Here is a 17,210-nt window from a genome sequence, read left to right as displayed (position 1 = left end):
GTTGGCTTAACTCTTATCCTGCCCCCGGCGCTTAAACTGCCCGGCGTCGATGTCGTACTGCTTCATCTTGCGCCACAGTGTGGTACGGCCAATATTCAGCAACTGCGACATCTCCTGTACCCGGCCGCTGGTGACTCGCGCCGCCTGGATAATCGCCTCTTTCTCGATGGCGCTGAAAGACAGGCTTGATGGTAGTAATGAGGACGCCGTTTCGCTGCCCGGCCGGGTAGAGAAGAGATGCTCGGGGAGATTGCTTAAGCGGATATGACCGTTATCGCTACTCATCGCGATATTCTCAATAATGCTATTAAGCTCAAAATCGTTGCCTGGCCACGGGTAGGCCACCAGTTGCGCCAGCGCGTCGTCATCCACCTTCAGGCGTGATGAAAAGCGTTTTTCCAGCCGACGCAGACGGCTATGCACTAACGAAGGAATACTGCCGCGCCGCGCCCGCAGCGGCGGAATGACTATTTCAAACGAATGTAGCGCATAGTAAAGCTGGCGGCTAAAGCGGTTCTGCTCCACCAGGTTGGCGAGGTCGACGGTGGTGGTGGCGATCACTTTCACATCCACCGGAATCAGCCGCCGGGCATCAAGACGCGTCAGCACGCCCTGTTTTATCACCTGCAGCAGCGCTGACTGCAACTCGGGGGCCAGATACTCTATTTTTTCCAGGAACAGCGTGCCGCCGTTGGCCAGTTCGAGTCGGCTGAGGCGGCCATTTTCATCGTCGGTTGGCGCGCTGCCCATAAAATCCTGGCCCAGTACGCTGTCGGCGTACAGCTGGCAGTTAACCGAAATATACGGGCCCGGCGCCCGTTCGCTTTCGTTATGGATCGCCTGGCTCAGTAATTCTTTACCCACCCCTTCCTCGCCGCACAGCAGCACCGGGAAAGCGCCGCGCGCCGCCTGACGGCCAAAGTGGATCAGCCTGCGGGTTTCCGGGTCATCCGCCGACATCTGTTCGAAGGTATGGCTCACTTTGCCCAATTGGCTGGTCATTAATTGACGCATCTGCTCCACCGGGTGGAGCAGTAAAATGAAACTATTGCCCTGCTCCTCCACGATAGGCTTCAGGGTGATCACCGCGTCGATAAATTGATGCTGGCTCTCAAAGGTCACTTCCACATGATTAAGGCCGCGGGCCTGTTTAATCGCGCGGCGCAGCAACGCCGGCAGGGTCAGCAGCTCATTGATATTTCGCCCCTGGCTGGCCTGGGTATCGAGATGGAGCAGCGTGGCCGCCTGCACGTTGAGAAACTGCAGCACTCCCTGCTCGTTCCACGCCATCACCCCGTCGTCCATACTTTCCAGCAGGCCGTACATTTGATTAAGGTGGCGGTTAGATTCCGCCAGCAGGCTGTCGGTAAGCAGCGAGTTACCCACTTCGCGGGCGATGGCCAGCGTCAGCGACAGATCCGCCGGGGCCCACTCTTCGCGCAGGCAGCATAGCGAAATCGATCCAAACAGACGGCCATGGTTATCGAACACCGGCGTCGAACTGAACGACCAGCGCCGCAGCGCCTGCTTAAAGTGCTCGTCCCCTGCGGTGTTGACCGGCTGTCCGAGCATCGAAGCCAGCGACAGCGCGCAGGTGCCGATAATGCTTTCCGCACAGTAGCTGCCGTCGCGAAATCCCAGCTCCGCCAGTTGTTCCAGGGTCTGAGGATTGCCACAGCGGCTCAGAATACAGGCCGACTCATCAAGGATGAACAGCGCGCAGGGGCGGTTGGCCATAAACTCCCACGCATCTTCCAGCGCTGCCTGGCCGATGGTAAGCAGCGCGGTTTTGCGACGGCAGATCGATTCAAAGGTCAGCCCCTGCGCCTGATGCGGCGCCTGCCAGGTTTCCCGCTGCATAAATTTGCTGCAGCGATGCCACGACTGGCTGATAACGGCTGAAACTTCATTTTCCGCGCCCTGAGTCTGAGCTGTCATATCCCTTTTCCGCTGGAGTTAACACAGTTAAAACGACAAAACCCTCCGACAGCGGGTGCCGGAGGGGAAAGTTCATGCCGCATTATGCTGCGGCGTCTCGGTCAGGCGAAAACGAATTAACGCGCCAGCCACTGCTGCCCAAGCAGGTCAGCGGTAAGGATGGCGGCATAGACGCTATCCGCGGTGACCGGGAACGGCATATTGTGGATGGTTTCGCCTTCCGCGCAGGTGGCTTTCGCGACCGCGTGGATTTTGCTTTCGATACCCTCTTTCACGCCCATCTGCGCAAGGGTGATCGGCAGGCCGACTTTTTCACAGAAGCCCATCACGGTTTCGATCTCTTCCAGCGGGCTGTTTTGTAGTACCAGCTGCGCCAGGGTGCCGAAAGCGACTTTTTCGCCGTGATACAAATGGTGGCACTCTTCAAGAATGGTGAAACCGTTGTGAATCGCGTGCGCGCCGGCCAGGCCGCTGCTCTCAAAGCCGATACCGCTCAGATAGGTGTTGGCTTCGACAATGCGCTCCAGCGCATCGGTCACCACTCCAGCCTGAGCCGCCAGACGTGCTTTTTCGCCTTCCGCCAGCAGCGTATCATAGCACAGGCGCGCCAGGCTCAAGGCCGCCGCCGTGGACTGCCCGCCCGCCATGCTGGTGGCTCGCGCATCGAAGCAGGCCTTGGCTTCAAACCAGGTGGAGAGCGCATCGCCCATCCCGGCCACCAGCAAGCGTACCGGCGCTTTGGCGATAATCGCCGTGTCCATCACCACCATATCCGGGTTTTTCGGGTAGATCAGATACTCTTCAAACTCGCCCGCCTCGGTGTAGATAACCGACAGCGCGCTGGTCGGCGCATCGGTTGAGGCAATTGTCGGGATCACCACCACCGGCAGCTTCTGGTAATAGCCGATAGCCTTCGCGGTATCGAGGGTTTTCCCGCCGCCGATACCCACCACGCCGCGGCAGCCGTGCTGCTTAAGAATGGCGATCAGACGGTTGATTTCCGCATGGCTGCACTCGCCGTTAAACCGTTCCGCATGGCAGCTAATATTGTGGCTATGCAGGCCGTTCAATACTTTGTCGCCCGCCAGCTTCATCACGAAGTCATCGGCGATAACAAAAAAGCTGTCGGCCAGGTTTTTAGCGTATTCGCCAAACAGCATGGCGGCATCAGGTCCCTGGAGATATTTGGCTGGAGATTGAATAACTTTTAGCATTCCTTTCACCCTCAAATAAGTGCGTATGTTGACACGTGAGCCCAGGCCGTCATGCCGCGGCGCCTGATATCAATGGCGCTTACAGCCACGCTGCCGGAGCGATGCAACCACTGTAGGGCGAGCCACGGCGAAAAAAATTTTTCCCTTTTTTGTTCTCTTCTGAAACAGATAAAAAAATAATACGTTTCACATTGAAACAATGTGACTGAGAAAGCGATGGGATTGCGATCGCGATCGGCTCATTTTGGCAAAAAAGCCGCTATCGTCTCCCCTCTTTAACGCAGAAAATCGCCTCAATGCGGCACAATGGCGAAAAAAATCATCCTTGCCCCATTTCTGATAGCAGAAAAAAACGGACAAATTATTAGCGCTGGCTCGCATTTCTGGTGTTTATCGGTGAATAACGTTCCATAAAGGAACAAAAATCATTTTCTACGTTCCGTTATGGAACCCATTTTGACGGCATTTTATTTTGCGCCCGCTCAGCCAGAATCACTACATCGCCGGGCTACCCTTATAGACAGGCGACCTCCCCCTACCCTACGGAGCATAAACAATGAAAAAACTGATTAACCGTGTGGAAGATGTACTGAGTGAACAGCTTATCGGCCTGGCGAAGGCGCATCCTGAATTGACGCTGCACCAGGACCCGGTCTATGTCACCCGCGCCGATGCGCCGGTCGCCGGCAAAGTGGCGCTGCTCTCCGGCGGTGGCAGCGGACACGAACCGATGCACTGCGGCTACATCGGCCAGGGCATGCTTTCCGGCGCCTGCCCGGGGGAAATTTTCACCTCGCCGACGCCGGACAAAATGTTCGAATGCGCGATGCAGATTGACGGCGGCGAAGGCGTCCTGCTGATTATCAAAAACTATACCGGCGACATCCTGAATTTTGAGACCGCTACCGAGCTGCTGCACGAAAGCGGCGTTAAGGTCACCACCGTCGTGGTGGATGACGACGTGGCGGTAAAAGATAGTCTCTATACCGCCGGACGCCGCGGCGTCGCCAATACCGTGCTGATTGAAAAACTGGTCGGCGCCGCCGCCGAACGCGGCGACTCGCTGGAAGCCTGCGCTGAACTGGGCCGCCGTTTAAATAACCTTGGTCACTCGATTGGCATCGCGCTGGGCGCCTGCACCGTACCGGCCGCCGGACAGCCCTCCTTTACCCTGAAAGACGATGAGATGGAGTTCGGCGTCGGCATCCATGGCGAGCCGGGTATCGACCGCCGCCGCTTCAGCTCGCTCGACCAAACCGTCGATGAGATGTTCGATACCCTGCTGGAAAACGGCGTATACAGCCGCACGCTGCGCCAGTGGGATAACGTCAAGGGAGCGTGGCAGGAAGTGAAACAGAGCAAAACCGCGCTGCAAAACGGCGATCGGGTTATCGCGCTGGTCAATAACCTCGGCGCCACCCCGCTTTCCGAACTATACGGCGTTTACAACCGCCTCGCCCAGCGCTGCGAAGCCTCCGGCATTGTGATTGAACGCAACCTCATCGGCAGCTACTGCACCTCGCTGGATATGGCGGGTTTCTCCATCACCCTGCTGAAAGCGGATGATGACACGCTGGCGTTATGGGACGCCCCGGTTCATACCCCGGCGCTGAACTGGGGAAAATAAGGAGCACGACATGTCACTGAACAGAACGCAAATCGTCGACTGGCTGTACCGCTGCGGCGACATTTTCACCAAACAGAGCGATTTTCTCACCGGCCTTGATAAAGAGATCGGTGATGCCGACCACGGCCTCAATATGCACCGCGGCTTCAGCAAAGTGGTCGAAAAGCTGCCGTCGATCGCCGATAAAGACATCGGTTTTATTCTCAAGAATACCGGGATGACGCTGCTTTCCAACGTCGGCGGCGCCAGCGGTCCGCTGTTCGGCACCTTCTTTATCCGCGCCGCCCAGGTCACCCAGGCGCATCAAAGCCTGACCCTCGACGAACTTTATCAGATGATCCGCGAAGGCGCGGACGGCGTCGTCAACCGTGGTAAAGCGGAGCCGGGCGATAAGACGATGTGCGACGTCTGGCTGCCGGTAGTGGAATCCCTGCGTCATTCCAGCGAGCAGCATTTGTCTATCCCTGCCGCGCTGGATGCCGCCTGTGAAGTGGCCGAGCGCGCCGCCCACGCCACCATCACCATGCAGGCGCGTAAAGGCCGCGCCAGCTATCTCGGCGAGCGCAGCATCGGGCATCAGGATCCCGGCGCGACCTCGGTGCTGTTTATGGTTCAGATGCTGGCTGCCGCCGCCAAAGAGTAAGGAAATCGCGATGGTAAACCTGGTTATTGTTTCTCATAGCGCCCGGCTGGGCGAAGGTGTCGGAGAACTGGCCCGGCAGATGTTAATGAATGATGGCTGTAAGCTTGCGATCGCCGCCGGGATCGACGATCCCGACAGCCCGATCGGCACCGATCCGATTAAAGTTATGGAGGCGATCGAGTCCGTCGCCGACACCGACCATGTACTGGTGATGATGGATATCGGCAGCGCCCTGCTCAGCGCCGAAACCGCCCTCGATCTACTCGATCCGGCGATGGCGGCAAAAGTGCGGCTGTGCGCCGCGCCGCTGGTCGAAGGGACGCTGGCGGCCACCGTCAGCGCCGCCTCCGGCGCCGGAATCGACAAAGTTATCGCCGATGCCATGAACGCCCTGGAAGCCAAGCGGGTTCAGCTGGGTTTACCTTCGCACACGCCTGACGCCGCCGCCCCAACGTTTGCTGACGACGGCGACGCTAAATCGGTTTCAGTCATTATTAACAATCACAACGGCCTGCACGTGCGTCCGGCATCAAAGCTGGTCGCCGCACTGGCGGGTTTTAACGCCGACCTGGTACTGGAGAAAAACGGCAAATGCGTTACCCCGGACAGTCTGAATCAAATCGCTCTGCTGCAGGTGCGCCGCCACGATAAGCTGCGCCTGCTGGCTCGTGGTCCGGACGCCGATGCCGCGCTGGCGGCGTTTCAGGCGCTGGCCGCTGAAAACTTCGGCGAGTCGCCGGAGGCGCAACCGACAGCGGAACCCGCCATACCTGCGCGTGTTGAAGGCGCCGCCCTGCTTTATCCGCTGGCGGCGATCCAACCGGCGCTCCCCGCCGCCGCCGACATCGCCCGCGAGCAGCAGCGCCTGCGCCAGGCGCTCGACCAGACGCTGGCCGATCTCAATGCTCTCACCGAGCTGGCGGAAAACAAATTTAACGCCGATATCGCGGCGATCTTCGCCGGCCATCACACCTTGCTCGACGATGAAGATCTGTTTGATGCCGCCAACGATCGCCTGCTCACCGAACAGTGCTCGGCGGAATGGGCGTGGCATCAGGTGCTGATGGAGCTCAGCCAACAGTATCGCCAGCTGGATGACGCCTACCTGCAGGCGCGCTATATCGATATCGAAGATATTCTGCAGCGCACGCTACGCCATCTGCAGGGTATTAAGGAAATACTGCCAACTCCCAGTGAGCCGACGATTATTATCGCCGACAATATTTATCCCTCGACCGTACTCCAACTGGATGCCAGCAAGATCACCGGCCTGTGCCTGCGCGACGGCAGCGAACAGGCCCACGGCGCGATTATCGCCCGCGCGGCGGGGATCGCCTGGCTATGCCAGCAGGGCGAAGCGCTGAATGATATTGAGCCTGGCGAAGCCATCACGCTCGATATGCGTCAGCAACGTCTTATTCGTCGCTAAATCCACTTTGACCATTACCCCTCCGGAGGCCCACCTCCGGAGGGTGAGTTTTCGCTTACTGATCAGGAACCACTATGTCTCAATTCTTTTTTAACCAGCGCGCCAGCCTCGTTAACGACGTGATCGAGGGAACCATTATTGCCAGCCCGTGGAACAACCTCGCCAGGCTGGAGAGCGACCCGGCGATCCGCGTGGTGGTGCGCCGCGATCTGAATAAAAACAACGTGGCGGTGATTTCCGGCGGCGGCTCCGGCCATGAACCGGCGCACGTCGGCTTTATTGGTAAAGGCATGCTGACCGCCGCGGTCTGCGGCGATCTGTTCGCCTCGCCGAGCGTCGACGCGGTACTCACCGCGATTCAGGCGGTGACCGGCGAGGCGGGCTGTCTGCTGATCGTTAAAAACTACACCGGCGATCGGCTTAACTTCGGCCTCGCGGCGGAGAAAGCGCGCCGTCTTGGCTATAACGTAGAGATGCTGATCGTCGGCGACGATATTTCGCTGCCGGATAACAAACAGCCGCGCGGCATCGCCGGGACCATTCTGGTGCATAAAGTGGCGGGCTATTTCGCCGAGCGCGGCTTCAACCTCGCCACCGTCCTGCGTGAAGCGCAATATGCCGCCAACCATACCGCCAGCATCGGGGTGGCGCTGGCCAGCTGTCACCTGCCGCAGGAAGCGGAAAGCGCGCCGCGCCATCAGCCCGGCCACGCCGAGCTGGGGATGGGCATCCACGGCGAACCGGGAGCTTCGACGATCGCGACCCATAACAGCGCGGAAATCATGCAGATTATGGTAGAGAAGCTGACCGCCGCCCTACCTGAAACCGGCCGCCTGGCGGTGATGCTCAATAATCTCGGCGGCGTGTCGGTGGCCGAGATGGCGATTCTGACCCGCGAGCTGGCCAATACCCCACTCCATGCGCGCATTGACTGGTTGATTGGTCCGGCTTCGCTGGTAACGGCGCTGGATATGAAAGGCTTTTCGCTGACCACTATCGTGCTGGAAGAGAGCATTGAAAAGGCGCTGCTGTCGGATGTCGAAACCGCCAGTTGGCAGAAGCCGGTGCAGCCGCGGGCCGTTAACATTATGCCGTCCGCGCTCGCCAGCGCACGCGTCGCCTTTACGCCATCGGCCAACCAGCAGGTGGGCGATTACGTGGCGCAGGTGACCAGCACGCTCTCCGGCCTCGAAACCCATCTCAACGCTCTGGACGCCAAAGTGGGCGACGGCGATACCGGCTCCACCTTCGCCGCCGGCGCGCGCGAGATTGCAGCTCTGCTGCAACGCCAGCAACTGCCGCTCAATGATTTACCCACGCTGTTCGCGCTAATCGGCGAACGCCTGACGGTGGTAATGGGCGGCTCCAGCGGCGTATTGATGTCGATTTTCTTCACCGCCGCCGGGCAGAAGCTGGAGCAAGGCGCCAGCGTGGCCGAAGCGCTGAATGCGGGTCTGGGGCAGATGAAATTTTACGGCGGCGCCGATGAGGGCGACCGGACGATGATTGATGCTCTACAGCCGGCGCTGGCGGCGCTGCTGGCCGAACCGGATAATCTGCAGGCCGCTTTTGCCGCGGCGCAGGCCGGCGCGGATCGCACCTGCCAGTCGAGCAAAGCCGGCGCCGGGCGTGCATCCTATCTCAATAGCGAGAGCCTGCTCGGCAATATGGACCCCGGCGCCCACGCGGTAGCGATGGTGTTTAAGACGCTGGCTGAACGCTAAGCCTCACCCGGTAGCGCTGCGCTTACCGGGGCGACATAACACCACTGAAAGGTAGCCCGGAGAAGGCGCAACGCGCCGCTATCCGGGTTTACCACACTGCCGATTATTTGCTATGCCAGTACGCCTGCGAGCGCACCAGTTGCTGATCGATACTCGGCTCCTCAAAGCGCGCCAGCAGCGATTTCACCACGCCGCCTTCTCCGGTCAGCCAGATAAAATAATCGTCCGATGGCACCTTAACCTGCGCCAGCCGCTCGGCGACGAACCCCGGGTTGTGGCCCACCACCCATTCGATATTAAAGCCGTCGAGATCCGCCAGATAATCTTTATACGAAGCATCCGCGACGGTGACGATGGCCGTCACCTGCGGCGTCACCGGCAGCTGACGTAATCCCAGCAGGCGACGGCGCAGCGCCGGCATGCCCGACTCGTCACAGACGTAAAGCTGCCAGGCGTAATCTTCCGGCACCACCAGCGAACCGCGCGGCCCGCCGATCACCAGCTTATCGCCGACGTTGGCTTCCAGCGCCCAGCGGCTGGCAATACCGCCATCGTGGATATAAAAATCGTAAGCCAGCTCATGGCGTTCGGCATCGTACAGCGGCGTGTAGTCGCGGGTCGCCGGGCGCACGCCCTCGCCCCAGTTAATGCCTTCGTCGGTCACTTCCGGCGGCGTGAATACGCTGCCAGCCTGCGGGAAAAACAGTTTGGTGTGGTCGTCAAAACCTTGTGAAACAAAGCCATCCAGCGCCTCGCCCCCCAGCACGATCCGCTGGAACGCCTGGCCGATACGCTCAACGCGCAGCACGGTTAATTCGCGAAAACGTAGTTCGTTACGCACGCGCTGCGGATATTTTACTTGATTAATTGTGGTCATCCGTCGTCGCCTTGGTGAAGGGTAAATAGATATATCTAAACTCAGTGCAAATGATAATGATTGCCATTAATAAAAATGGCAAGTTTTTTTTGATATAAAGCGAGAGAAAGTCACAATAAAGCCAAAATCAAAAACAAATTCATTTAAATCAATTAATTAAAAATAAAATATTGTCTTTTATTATTTTTTAGATATAAATTAGATATATCAAAAAGACAGGAGGTATCGATGCGACATCATCACGAAGAGGGCCACGGCGAACAGGGCCGTCGCGGCGGCGGTCGCCGCCAGCGTTTCTTTGGCCACGGCGAATTGCGCCTGGTGATCCTCGATATCCTTTCGCGCAACGCCAGCCACGGCTATGAGCTGATTAAAGAGATTGAGGCGCTGACGCAGGGCAATTACAGCCCCAGCCCCGGCGTTATCTATCCGACGCTCGACCTGCTGCAGGATCAGGGATTGATTAGCGTAGAAGAGGAAAATGGGCGTAAAAAAATCGCTATCACCGAAGAGGGACGCCGCCTGTGCGCCGAAAGCGGCGCACAGTTAAGCCAAATTCAGACGCGCCTGCAGGAACGCATGGTCGGCTGCGAATTGCGCAAAAATCCGCAGATGAAACGCGCGCTGGAAAACTTTAAAGCGGTGCTGAACCTGAAGGTCAACCAGCAGAGCATCAGCGACGCGCAGTTGAAACAGATTATCGGCGTGATTGACCGCGCGGCGATGGAAATTTCCCAGCTCGATTAACCTCTCGCACCACAATAGTTCCCAGGCTGCTCCAACACGCGGCAGCCTGCACCACCCCAATTCATACCGCTTCACACCCCAACGGCAGTTTATCTTGCGGCCTCAGGAATAAAACGTGCCAATAATTAAGTTATGAGATTAAATTTTGCACATTTGCGCCTTAACTTTGCGTTTATCCCGATTTTCATCGTCGCTGCCAGGCTGGCGTAATCCCTGCAATACTTAATTCAGTATCATGTGATACGCCCCCCCCAGGAGCACATTTTGAACAGGTTACCTTCCAGCGCATCGGCTCTGGCCTGCAGCGCGCACGCACTGAATCTCATTGAGAAGCAATCGCTCTCCCATGACGAAATGAAAGCACTGAACCAGGAGGTGAGAGAATACTTTAAAGAACATGTGAACCCGGGGTTTCTGGAGTATAGAAAATCGGTCACAGCCGGCGGGGATTACGGAGCCGTAGAGTGGCAAGCGGGAGGGTTAAATACGCTTGTCGACACCCAGGGACAGGAGTTTATCGACTGCCTTGGTGGGTTTGGCATCTTCAATGTAGGGCACCGTAATCCAGTTGTGGTATCCGCCGTCGAAAATCAACTCGCGAAACAACCGCTTCACAGCCAGGAGCTGCTGGACCCGCTGCGGGCGATGCTGGCGAAAACGCTGGCGGCCTTAACGCCCGGTAAGCTCAAATACAGTTTCTTCTGCAACAGCGGCACGGAATCCGTGGAAGCGGCGCTGAAGCTGGCAAAAGCCTATCAGTCTCCGCGCGGCAAATTTACCTTCGTCGCCACCAGCGGCGCGTTCCACGGTAAATCGCTCGGCGCGCTGTCGGCCACCGCGAAATCGACCTTCCGTAAACCGTTTATGCCGCTACTGCCGGGCTTCCGTCACGTGCCGTTCGGCGATATTAACGCCATGCGTTCCATTCTGAGCGAATGCAAGAAAACCGGTGATGACGTCGCGGCGGTGATCCTTGAGCCTATCCAGGGCGAAGGCGGCGTGATCCTGCCGCCGACGGGTTACTTACCGGCGGTCCGTAAACTGTGCGACGAGTTTGGCGCGTTGCTGATCCTCGACGAAGTACAGACCGGCATGGGCCGCACCGGCAAGATGTTCGCCTGCGAGCATGAAAACGTGCAGCCGGATATTCTGTGTCTGGCTAAAGCGCTCGGCGGCGGCGTAATGCCGATCGGCGCGACGGTAGCGACGGAAGAGGTCTTCTCGGTGCTGTTCGATAACCCATTCCTGCACACCACCACCTTCGGCGGCAACCCGCTGGCCTGCGCGGCGGCGCTGGCGACGATCAACGTCTTGCTCTCGCAGAACCTGCCGGCGCAGGCGGAGCAAAAAGGCGATCTGTTGCTGGACGGCTTCCGTCAACTGGCGCGCGAATATCCGGATCTGGTGAATGAAGTCCGCGGGAAAGGCATGTTGATGGCTATTGAGTTTGTCGATAACGAGATTGGCTACAACTTTGCCAGCGAGATGTTCAGACAGCGGGTGCTGGTCGCCGGGACGTTAAACAACGCCAAGACGATCCGCGTTGAACCGCCGCTGACGCTCACCCTCGAGCAGTGCGAGCAGGTACTGAAGGCGGCGCGCAAGGCGCTGGCGGCACTGCGCGTTTCGGTCGAAGAGACATAATTCACACCCGACCCTCTCCCGTCGGGAGAGGGTATTTTCGCGTTATACCACCCGCACGCCCGCCGGCATGACGCGTTCCGGCGTCAACAGCACGCTTTCGCTTTCATCCTCTGTTTCCGCGCACAACAGCATGCACTCAGATGTTTCGCCACGCATTTTGGCTTTCGCCAGATTACACAGCACCACCACCGTTTTCCCCAGCAGTTCCTCTTCGCTGTAGTAGGGCACCAGGCTGGTGACCGTCTGCAGCGTGCGGTCGCCGACATCAATCCGCGCGATATACAGCTTGTCGGCATTGTCATGGCGTTTCACCTCGACAATCTTGCCGACGCGCATCTCCAGTTTGGCAAAATCAGCGTAAGCTACGGTATCCATCTCTCACCTCCAGTAAATTTTTACTAAAAGATAGCAAGTTTTTGCCGTTCGTCTGCATAATGCTGATAATAATGCTACTTCTGTCACGCTATCGCTGGGGAAAACGGCCCTCGCGCGCTGGCGTTTTTTACTGAAATAAGGTGCAGGACGCGACGCTTGCTTTACAATAGATGAGCAAACATGGGCAACGTCCGATAAAGGAAAAAGATGGCAACGCTAAAAGACATTGCGACCGAAGCGGGTGTTTCGCTGGCGACGGTTTCCCGGGTGTTAAACGACGATCCCACCCTGAACGTAAAAGAAGAGACCAAGCATCGCATTCTCGAGATTGCGGAGAAGCTGGAGTATAAAAGCAGCAGCGCGCGTAAAACGCAGGTCCTTCCCGTCGGCCATCATCATATCCTGGCGCTGTACAGCTACCAGCAAGAGCTGGAAATTAACGACCCTTACTATCTCGCCATTCGCCACGGTATTGAAACACAGTGCGAAAAGCTCGCTATCGAACTCACCAACTGCTATCTCAATAACACCCTGCCAGAGCTGAAAAAGGTCACTGGCGTATTGATTATCGGCCAGCCGACGCGCGAGCTCCGCGAGACCGCCAGCGCGCTGACCGACAATATCTGCTTTATTGATTTCCACGAAGCCGGCAGCCCGTACGATGCGGTGGATATCGACCTGGTACGTATCGCTAAAGAGGTGGTCGACTTCTTTATCCAGCAGGGCGCGTCGCGTATTGGATTTATCGGCGGCCAGGACCAGCCCGGCAAGGCCGATATTCGCGAAGTGGCGTTTGTGGAGTACGGTCAGTTGAAGGGCGTGGTTTCAGCCGATGATATCTGGCGCGGCGGTTTTTCCAGTTCTTCCGGTTATGAGCTGGCGAAGCAGATGCTGGCGCAAACGGAGTTTCCGCGGGCGCTGTTTGTCGCCTCGGACTCCATCGCCATCGGCGTGCTGCGCGCCATTCACGAACGCGGGCTGGCGATCCCGGAAGATATTTCGCTGATTAGCGTCAACGATATCCCCACCGCGCGCTTTACCTTCCCGCCGCTGTCAACGGTGCGGATCCACTCCGAAATGATGGGTAGTCAGGGGGTGAACCTGCTGATAGAGAAGGCCCGCGATGGCCGCGCCCTGCCGCTTAACGTTTTTGTTCCCAGCGTGTTGAAGCTGCGCGGCACCACCCGTTAATCCAACCCCATCCCGGCGGCGCTGCGCTTGGCCGGGCTACCGCTCCTGCCCGGAACGCCATTCTGTAGGCCGGGTAAGGCGCAGCCGCCACCCGGCACAAAAGCGGTTCATTTTGTGATCGAGTTAAAGTAAATCATCCCTGGCGATTTTATTTAGTAAAAGTTTTACTAAAATGAGCTTTATCTTATTAAGCCGTTCAGGGAGGCGATATGAATCGCTGGGAAAACCTTCAACTCACTCATGAAAACAGGCTGCCGCCGCGGGCGTATTTCTTCTCTTACGACTCACTGGCCCAGGCGCGGACCTTCGCCCGCGAAACCAGCAGCCGCTTCCTGTCCCTCAGCGGGCAGTGGAACTTCCGCTTCTTCACCAACCCGCTGCTGGTACCGGAGAGCTTTACCTCATGCTATCAGAACGAGTGGGGGCCGATTACCGTACCGGGCATGTGGCAGATGGAAGGCCACGGCCAGCTGCAGTACACCGACGAAGGTTTCCCCTTCCCCATCGACGTGCCCTATGTCCCGACCGATAACCCGACCGGCGCCTACCAGCGCCTGTTCACCCTCGGCGACGGCTGGCAGGGCAAACAAACCATCATCAAATTCGATGGCGTCGAAACCTATTTCGAAGTCTACGTTAACGGCCAGTACATCGGCTTTAGCAAAGGCAGCCGCCTGACCGCCGAGTTCGATATCAGCGCGGTGGTGCAAACCGGCGACAACCTGCTGTGCGTGCGCGTGATGCAGTGGGCGGACTCCACCTATATTGAAGATCAGGACATGTGGTGGTCGGCGGGCATTTTCCGCGACGTCTATCTGGTGGGGAAAAATCCGCTGCACGTGCAGGATTTCACCGTGCGCACCGATTTTAACGATGACTACATCGACGCGACCCTCTCCTGCCAGCTGACGCTGGAAAACCTGGCTCCGCAGACGGCGGCGGCAACGCTGGAATATACTCTGTTCGACGGCGAAAAGGCGCTTTATTCGGGCAACGTTGGTCAACTGCAGGTCAGCCAGCAGCTAAACACCGGCTTCACGATTGATGTGAGCGCGCCGCAGCAGTGGTCGGCGGAAAGCCCGTATCTCTATCATCTGGTGCTGACGTTAAAGAACGCCGCCGGCGAGGTGCTGGAAATCATTCCGCAGCGCGTCGGTTTCCGCGATATCAAAGTGCGTGACGGCTTGTTCTACATCAACAACCGCTACGTAATGCTGCACGGCGTAAACCGCCACGATAACGACCATCTGAAAGGCCGCGCGGTCGGCATGGATCGCGTGGAAAAAGATCTGCTGTTGATGAAGCAGCACAACATCAACTCGGTGCGTACCGCTCACTATCCGAACGACCCGCGTTTCTATGAAATGTGCGACATTTATGGGCTGTTCGTGATGGCAGAAACCGATGTGGAATCCCACGGTTTCGCCAACGTCGGCAACCTCAGCGCCATCACCGACGATCCGGCCTGGGAACATATCTACGTTGAGCGCATCGTGCGCCACGTTCACGCACAGAAAAACCATCCGTCTATCATCATCTGGTCACTGGGTAATGAATCCGGCTACGGCTGCAACATCCGCGCTATGTACCACGCCACCAAAGCGCTGGATGATACCCGGCTGGTGCACTACGAAGAGGACCGTGATGCCGAAGTAGTGGATATCATCTCCACGATGTATACCCGCGTACCGCTGATGAACGAATTCGGCGAGCATCCGCATGAAAAACCACGCATTATTTGCGAATACGCCCATGCGATGGGCAATGGTCCCGGCGGATTAACTGAATATCAGAACGTTTTTTACCAGCACGACTGTATCCAGGGCCACTACGTGTGGGAATGGTGCGACCACGGGATTCAGGCCACCGACGATAACGGCGCGGTGTGGTACAAATTCGGCGGCGATTACGGCGACTACCCGAACAACTACAACTTCTGCCTTGATGGGCTGATTTTCTCCGACCAAACGCCGGGGCCGGGCCTACGCGAATATAAACAGGTCATCGCCCCGGTAAAAGTACAGGCGCGGGATATCTGCCGCGGCCAATTGCGGGTGGAAAACAAACTGTGGTTCTCCACTCTCGATGACTACACCCTGCGCTTAGAAGTCCGCGCCGAGGGCGAAACGCTCTCCAGCCAGTTGCTGAAAGTGAAAGACCTGGCGCCGAACAGCGGCCGCGACCTGCAAATCGCCCTGCCGCAACTCGACGAGCGTGAAGCTTTCGTCAACATCATGGTGACCAAAGATTCGCGCACCCCGTATAGCGAAGCCAATCACGATATCGCCGTCTATCAGTTCCCGCTTAAGGCGCGGACCGCCGCGCGAACTCCGCTGTTAAACGCCAGCGCCACCCCGCTGCAGATTGCCGATGAACGCCTGAACTACACCATCAGCGGCCATAACTTCCGCGTGGTATTCAGCAAGGTCAGCGGCAAACTCAGTGAATGGCAGGTCAACGGCGTCGATCAGGTAACCCGCGAGCCGAAGATTAACTTCTTCAAGCCAATGATTGACAACCATAAACAGGAATACGAAGGGCTGTGGCAGCCGGCCCACCTGCAGATAATGCAGGAGCATCTTCGCGAATTCAGCGCTGAAATAGAGGGTGAAACGGTGGTGATCACCACCCGCAGCGTGATTGCGCCGCCGGTGTTCGACTTCGGTATGCGCTGCACCTATCGCTGGCAGATTACGCCACAGGGCCACATCAACGTTGAGTTGGCCGGCGAGCGCTACGGCGACTATCCACACATTGTCCCGTGCATCGGCTTTATGCTGGGCATTAACGGTGAGTTCGACCAGGTGAACTACTATGGCCGCGGGCCGGGCGAGAACTACGCCGACAGCCAGCAAAGCAACATCATTGATATCTGGCATACCACCGTCGACGATATGTTCGTCAATTATCCGTTCCCACAGAATAACGGTAACCGTCAGCACGTGCGCTGGGCATCGTTCAGCGACCGCCACGGCAGCGGCCTGCTGGTCGTTCCGCGCAATCCGCTCAACGTCAGCGCCTGGCACTTTACGGCAGAAAACCTGCACGCCGCCCAGCACTGCAACGAACTGCAGCGCAGTGATGACATCACCCTGAATATCGATGCGCAACTACTCGGCCTCGGCTCCAACTCCTGGGGCAGCGAAGTGCTGGATAGCTGGCGCGTCTGGCTCAACACCTTCAACTATGGCTTTACGCTGCTGCCGCTGGAGGGCGGATGCGGCACCTCGCAGGTACTGGCGAACCATAGCTTCGGCGCCGGTTTCTTTTCCCCCGTTGCACACAGCGAGGCTGAACAATGAGAATTCTCGATAATTTAGAACAGTTTAAGCAGGTTTATCATAGCGGCCGCAAATGGCAGCGCTGCGTGGAAGCCATCAATAACATCGACAACATCCGCCCGGGCGTGGCGCATTCCATTGGCGATTCGCTCTCCTATCGGGTGGAAACCGATAGTACGACCGATGCGCTATTTGTCGGCAACCGCCGCTACTTTGAGGTGCACTATTACCTGCAAGGGCAGCAGAAAATCGAGTTTGCCGCCAAAGAAAATCTGCAAACCGTCGCCTGCTACCGCGACGAAACCGATCGCGAATACCTGAAAGGGATCGGTGAAACGGTGAAGGTTCATGAAGGGCAGATGGTGATTTGCGATATCGACGAAGCCTACCGCTTTATCTGCGATGCGCCGGTAAAAAAAGTGGTGCTGCGAGTCACGGTTGAAGACGGCTACTTCCTCAATAAGTAAACCCGCGTTAAGCGACAAGGGAGGTCAACGGGTACGCCCGTTGGCCTTTCGGT

General features: G+C 57.6%; 13 protein-coding genes. 9 read left to right on the top strand and 4 right to left on the bottom strand.

All coding sequences use genetic code 11. The annotated features are described in order from the left end of the window. Positions 1-6: 6 nt before the first annotated feature. Both dhaR and ACSEMK_RS15005 read right to left on the bottom strand, forming a co-directional pair. Positions 7-1,938 carry a dihydroxyacetone kinase operon transcriptional regulator DhaR gene (gene dhaR, locus ACSEMK_RS15010; RefSeq protein ID WP_087859867.1) on the bottom strand — a complete coding sequence of 644 codons (1,932 nt, stop codon included), beginning with the start codon at positions 1,936-1,938 and terminating at the stop codon, positions 7-9. 116 nt (positions 1,939-2,054) lie between these two features. Continuing rightward, a complete protein-coding gene (locus ACSEMK_RS15005; RefSeq protein ID WP_007372182.1) occupies positions 2,055-3,152 on the bottom strand; it encodes a glycerol dehydrogenase in 1,098 nt (365 codons plus the stop codon). Between the two features lie 556 nt (positions 3,153-3,708). On the opposite strand from ACSEMK_RS15005, the gene dhaK reads away from it, so the two are divergent. From dhaK to ACSEMK_RS14985, 4 genes are all read left to right on the top strand, one after another. Next, positions 3,709-4,779, top strand: a complete 1,071-nt coding sequence (gene dhaK / locus ACSEMK_RS15000; protein ID WP_113373104.1) for a dihydroxyacetone kinase subunit DhaK — start codon at positions 3,709-3,711, stop codon at positions 4,777-4,779. 10 nt (positions 4,780-4,789) lie between these two features. Then, a complete protein-coding gene (gene dhaL, locus ACSEMK_RS14995; protein ID WP_007372179.1) occupies positions 4,790-5,422 on the top strand; it encodes a dihydroxyacetone kinase subunit DhaL in 633 nt (210 codons plus the stop codon). A gap of 10 nt (positions 5,423-5,432) precedes the next feature. Then, the gene (dhaM, locus tag ACSEMK_RS14990) at positions 5,433-6,851 is read left to right on the top strand and encodes a dihydroxyacetone kinase phosphoryl donor subunit DhaM (RefSeq protein WP_430915062.1); all 1,419 of its coding nucleotides are present in this window, start codon (positions 5,433-5,435) and stop codon (positions 6,849-6,851) included. A 74-nt stretch (positions 6,852-6,925) separates the two neighbouring features. Beyond that, positions 6,926-8,575, top strand: coding sequence for a glycerone kinase (locus tag ACSEMK_RS14985; RefSeq protein ID WP_430915061.1), 1,650 nt, complete (start codon positions 6,926-6,928; stop codon positions 8,573-8,575). A gap of 103 nt (positions 8,576-8,678) precedes the next feature. Here the strand turns inward: ACSEMK_RS14985 and ACSEMK_RS14980 are convergent, their stop codons facing one another. Continuing rightward, positions 8,679-9,452, bottom strand: coding sequence for a siderophore-interacting protein (locus ACSEMK_RS14980; RefSeq protein ID WP_430915060.1), 774 nt, complete (start codon positions 9,450-9,452; stop codon positions 8,679-8,681). 228 nt (positions 9,453-9,680) lie between these two features. Between ACSEMK_RS14980 and ACSEMK_RS14975 the strand changes: the two genes are divergently transcribed. Together ACSEMK_RS14975 and ygjG are read left to right on the top strand one after the other, a co-directional pair. Then, complete coding sequence (locus tag ACSEMK_RS14975) at positions 9,681-10,199, top strand: PadR family transcriptional regulator (RefSeq protein ID WP_430915059.1); 519 nt, start codon at positions 9,681-9,683, stop codon at positions 10,197-10,199. A gap of 264 nt (positions 10,200-10,463) precedes the next feature. Next, a complete protein-coding gene (ygjG, locus tag ACSEMK_RS14970) occupies positions 10,464-11,843 on the top strand; it encodes a putrescine aminotransferase (protein WP_113373108.1) in 1,380 nt (459 codons plus the stop codon). Between the two features lie 42 nt (positions 11,844-11,885). On the opposite strand, the gene ACSEMK_RS14965 is transcribed toward ygjG, so the two are convergent. Beyond that, a complete protein-coding gene (locus ACSEMK_RS14965) occupies positions 11,886-12,218 on the bottom strand; it encodes a tRNA-binding protein (protein WP_015369597.1) in 333 nt (110 codons plus the stop codon). Positions 12,219-12,425: 207 nt separating this feature from the next. Here ACSEMK_RS14965 and ebgR point away from each other — a divergent pair, with 207 nt between their 5' ends. From ebgR to ACSEMK_RS14950, 3 genes are all read left to right on the top strand, one after another. Continuing rightward, the gene (ebgR, locus tag ACSEMK_RS14960; protein WP_113373109.1) at positions 12,426-13,409 is read left to right on the top strand and encodes a transcriptional regulator EbgR; all 984 of its coding nucleotides are present in this window, start codon (positions 12,426-12,428) and stop codon (positions 13,407-13,409) included. A 209-nt stretch (positions 13,410-13,618) separates the two neighbouring features. Continuing rightward, a complete protein-coding gene (gene ebgA, locus ACSEMK_RS14955; protein WP_435336603.1) occupies positions 13,619-16,711 on the top strand; it encodes a beta-galactosidase subunit alpha in 3,093 nt (1,030 codons plus the stop codon). Beyond that, entirely contained in the window at positions 16,708-17,157 is a 450-nt protein-coding gene (locus tag ACSEMK_RS14950) for a beta-galactosidase subunit beta (protein WP_004900777.1), read from the top strand. Before ebgA ends, ACSEMK_RS14950 begins: the two co-directional genes overlap by 4 nt. Positions 17,158-17,210: the final 53 nt, after the last annotated feature.

It is taken from the genome of Klebsiella sp. K-3 (assembly GCF_051207495.1).
GTDB classification, from domain to species: Bacteria; Pseudomonadota; Gammaproteobacteria; order Enterobacterales; family Enterobacteriaceae; genus Klebsiella; species Klebsiella aerogenes.
This window is presented reverse-complemented; position numbering and strand designations above follow the sequence as displayed.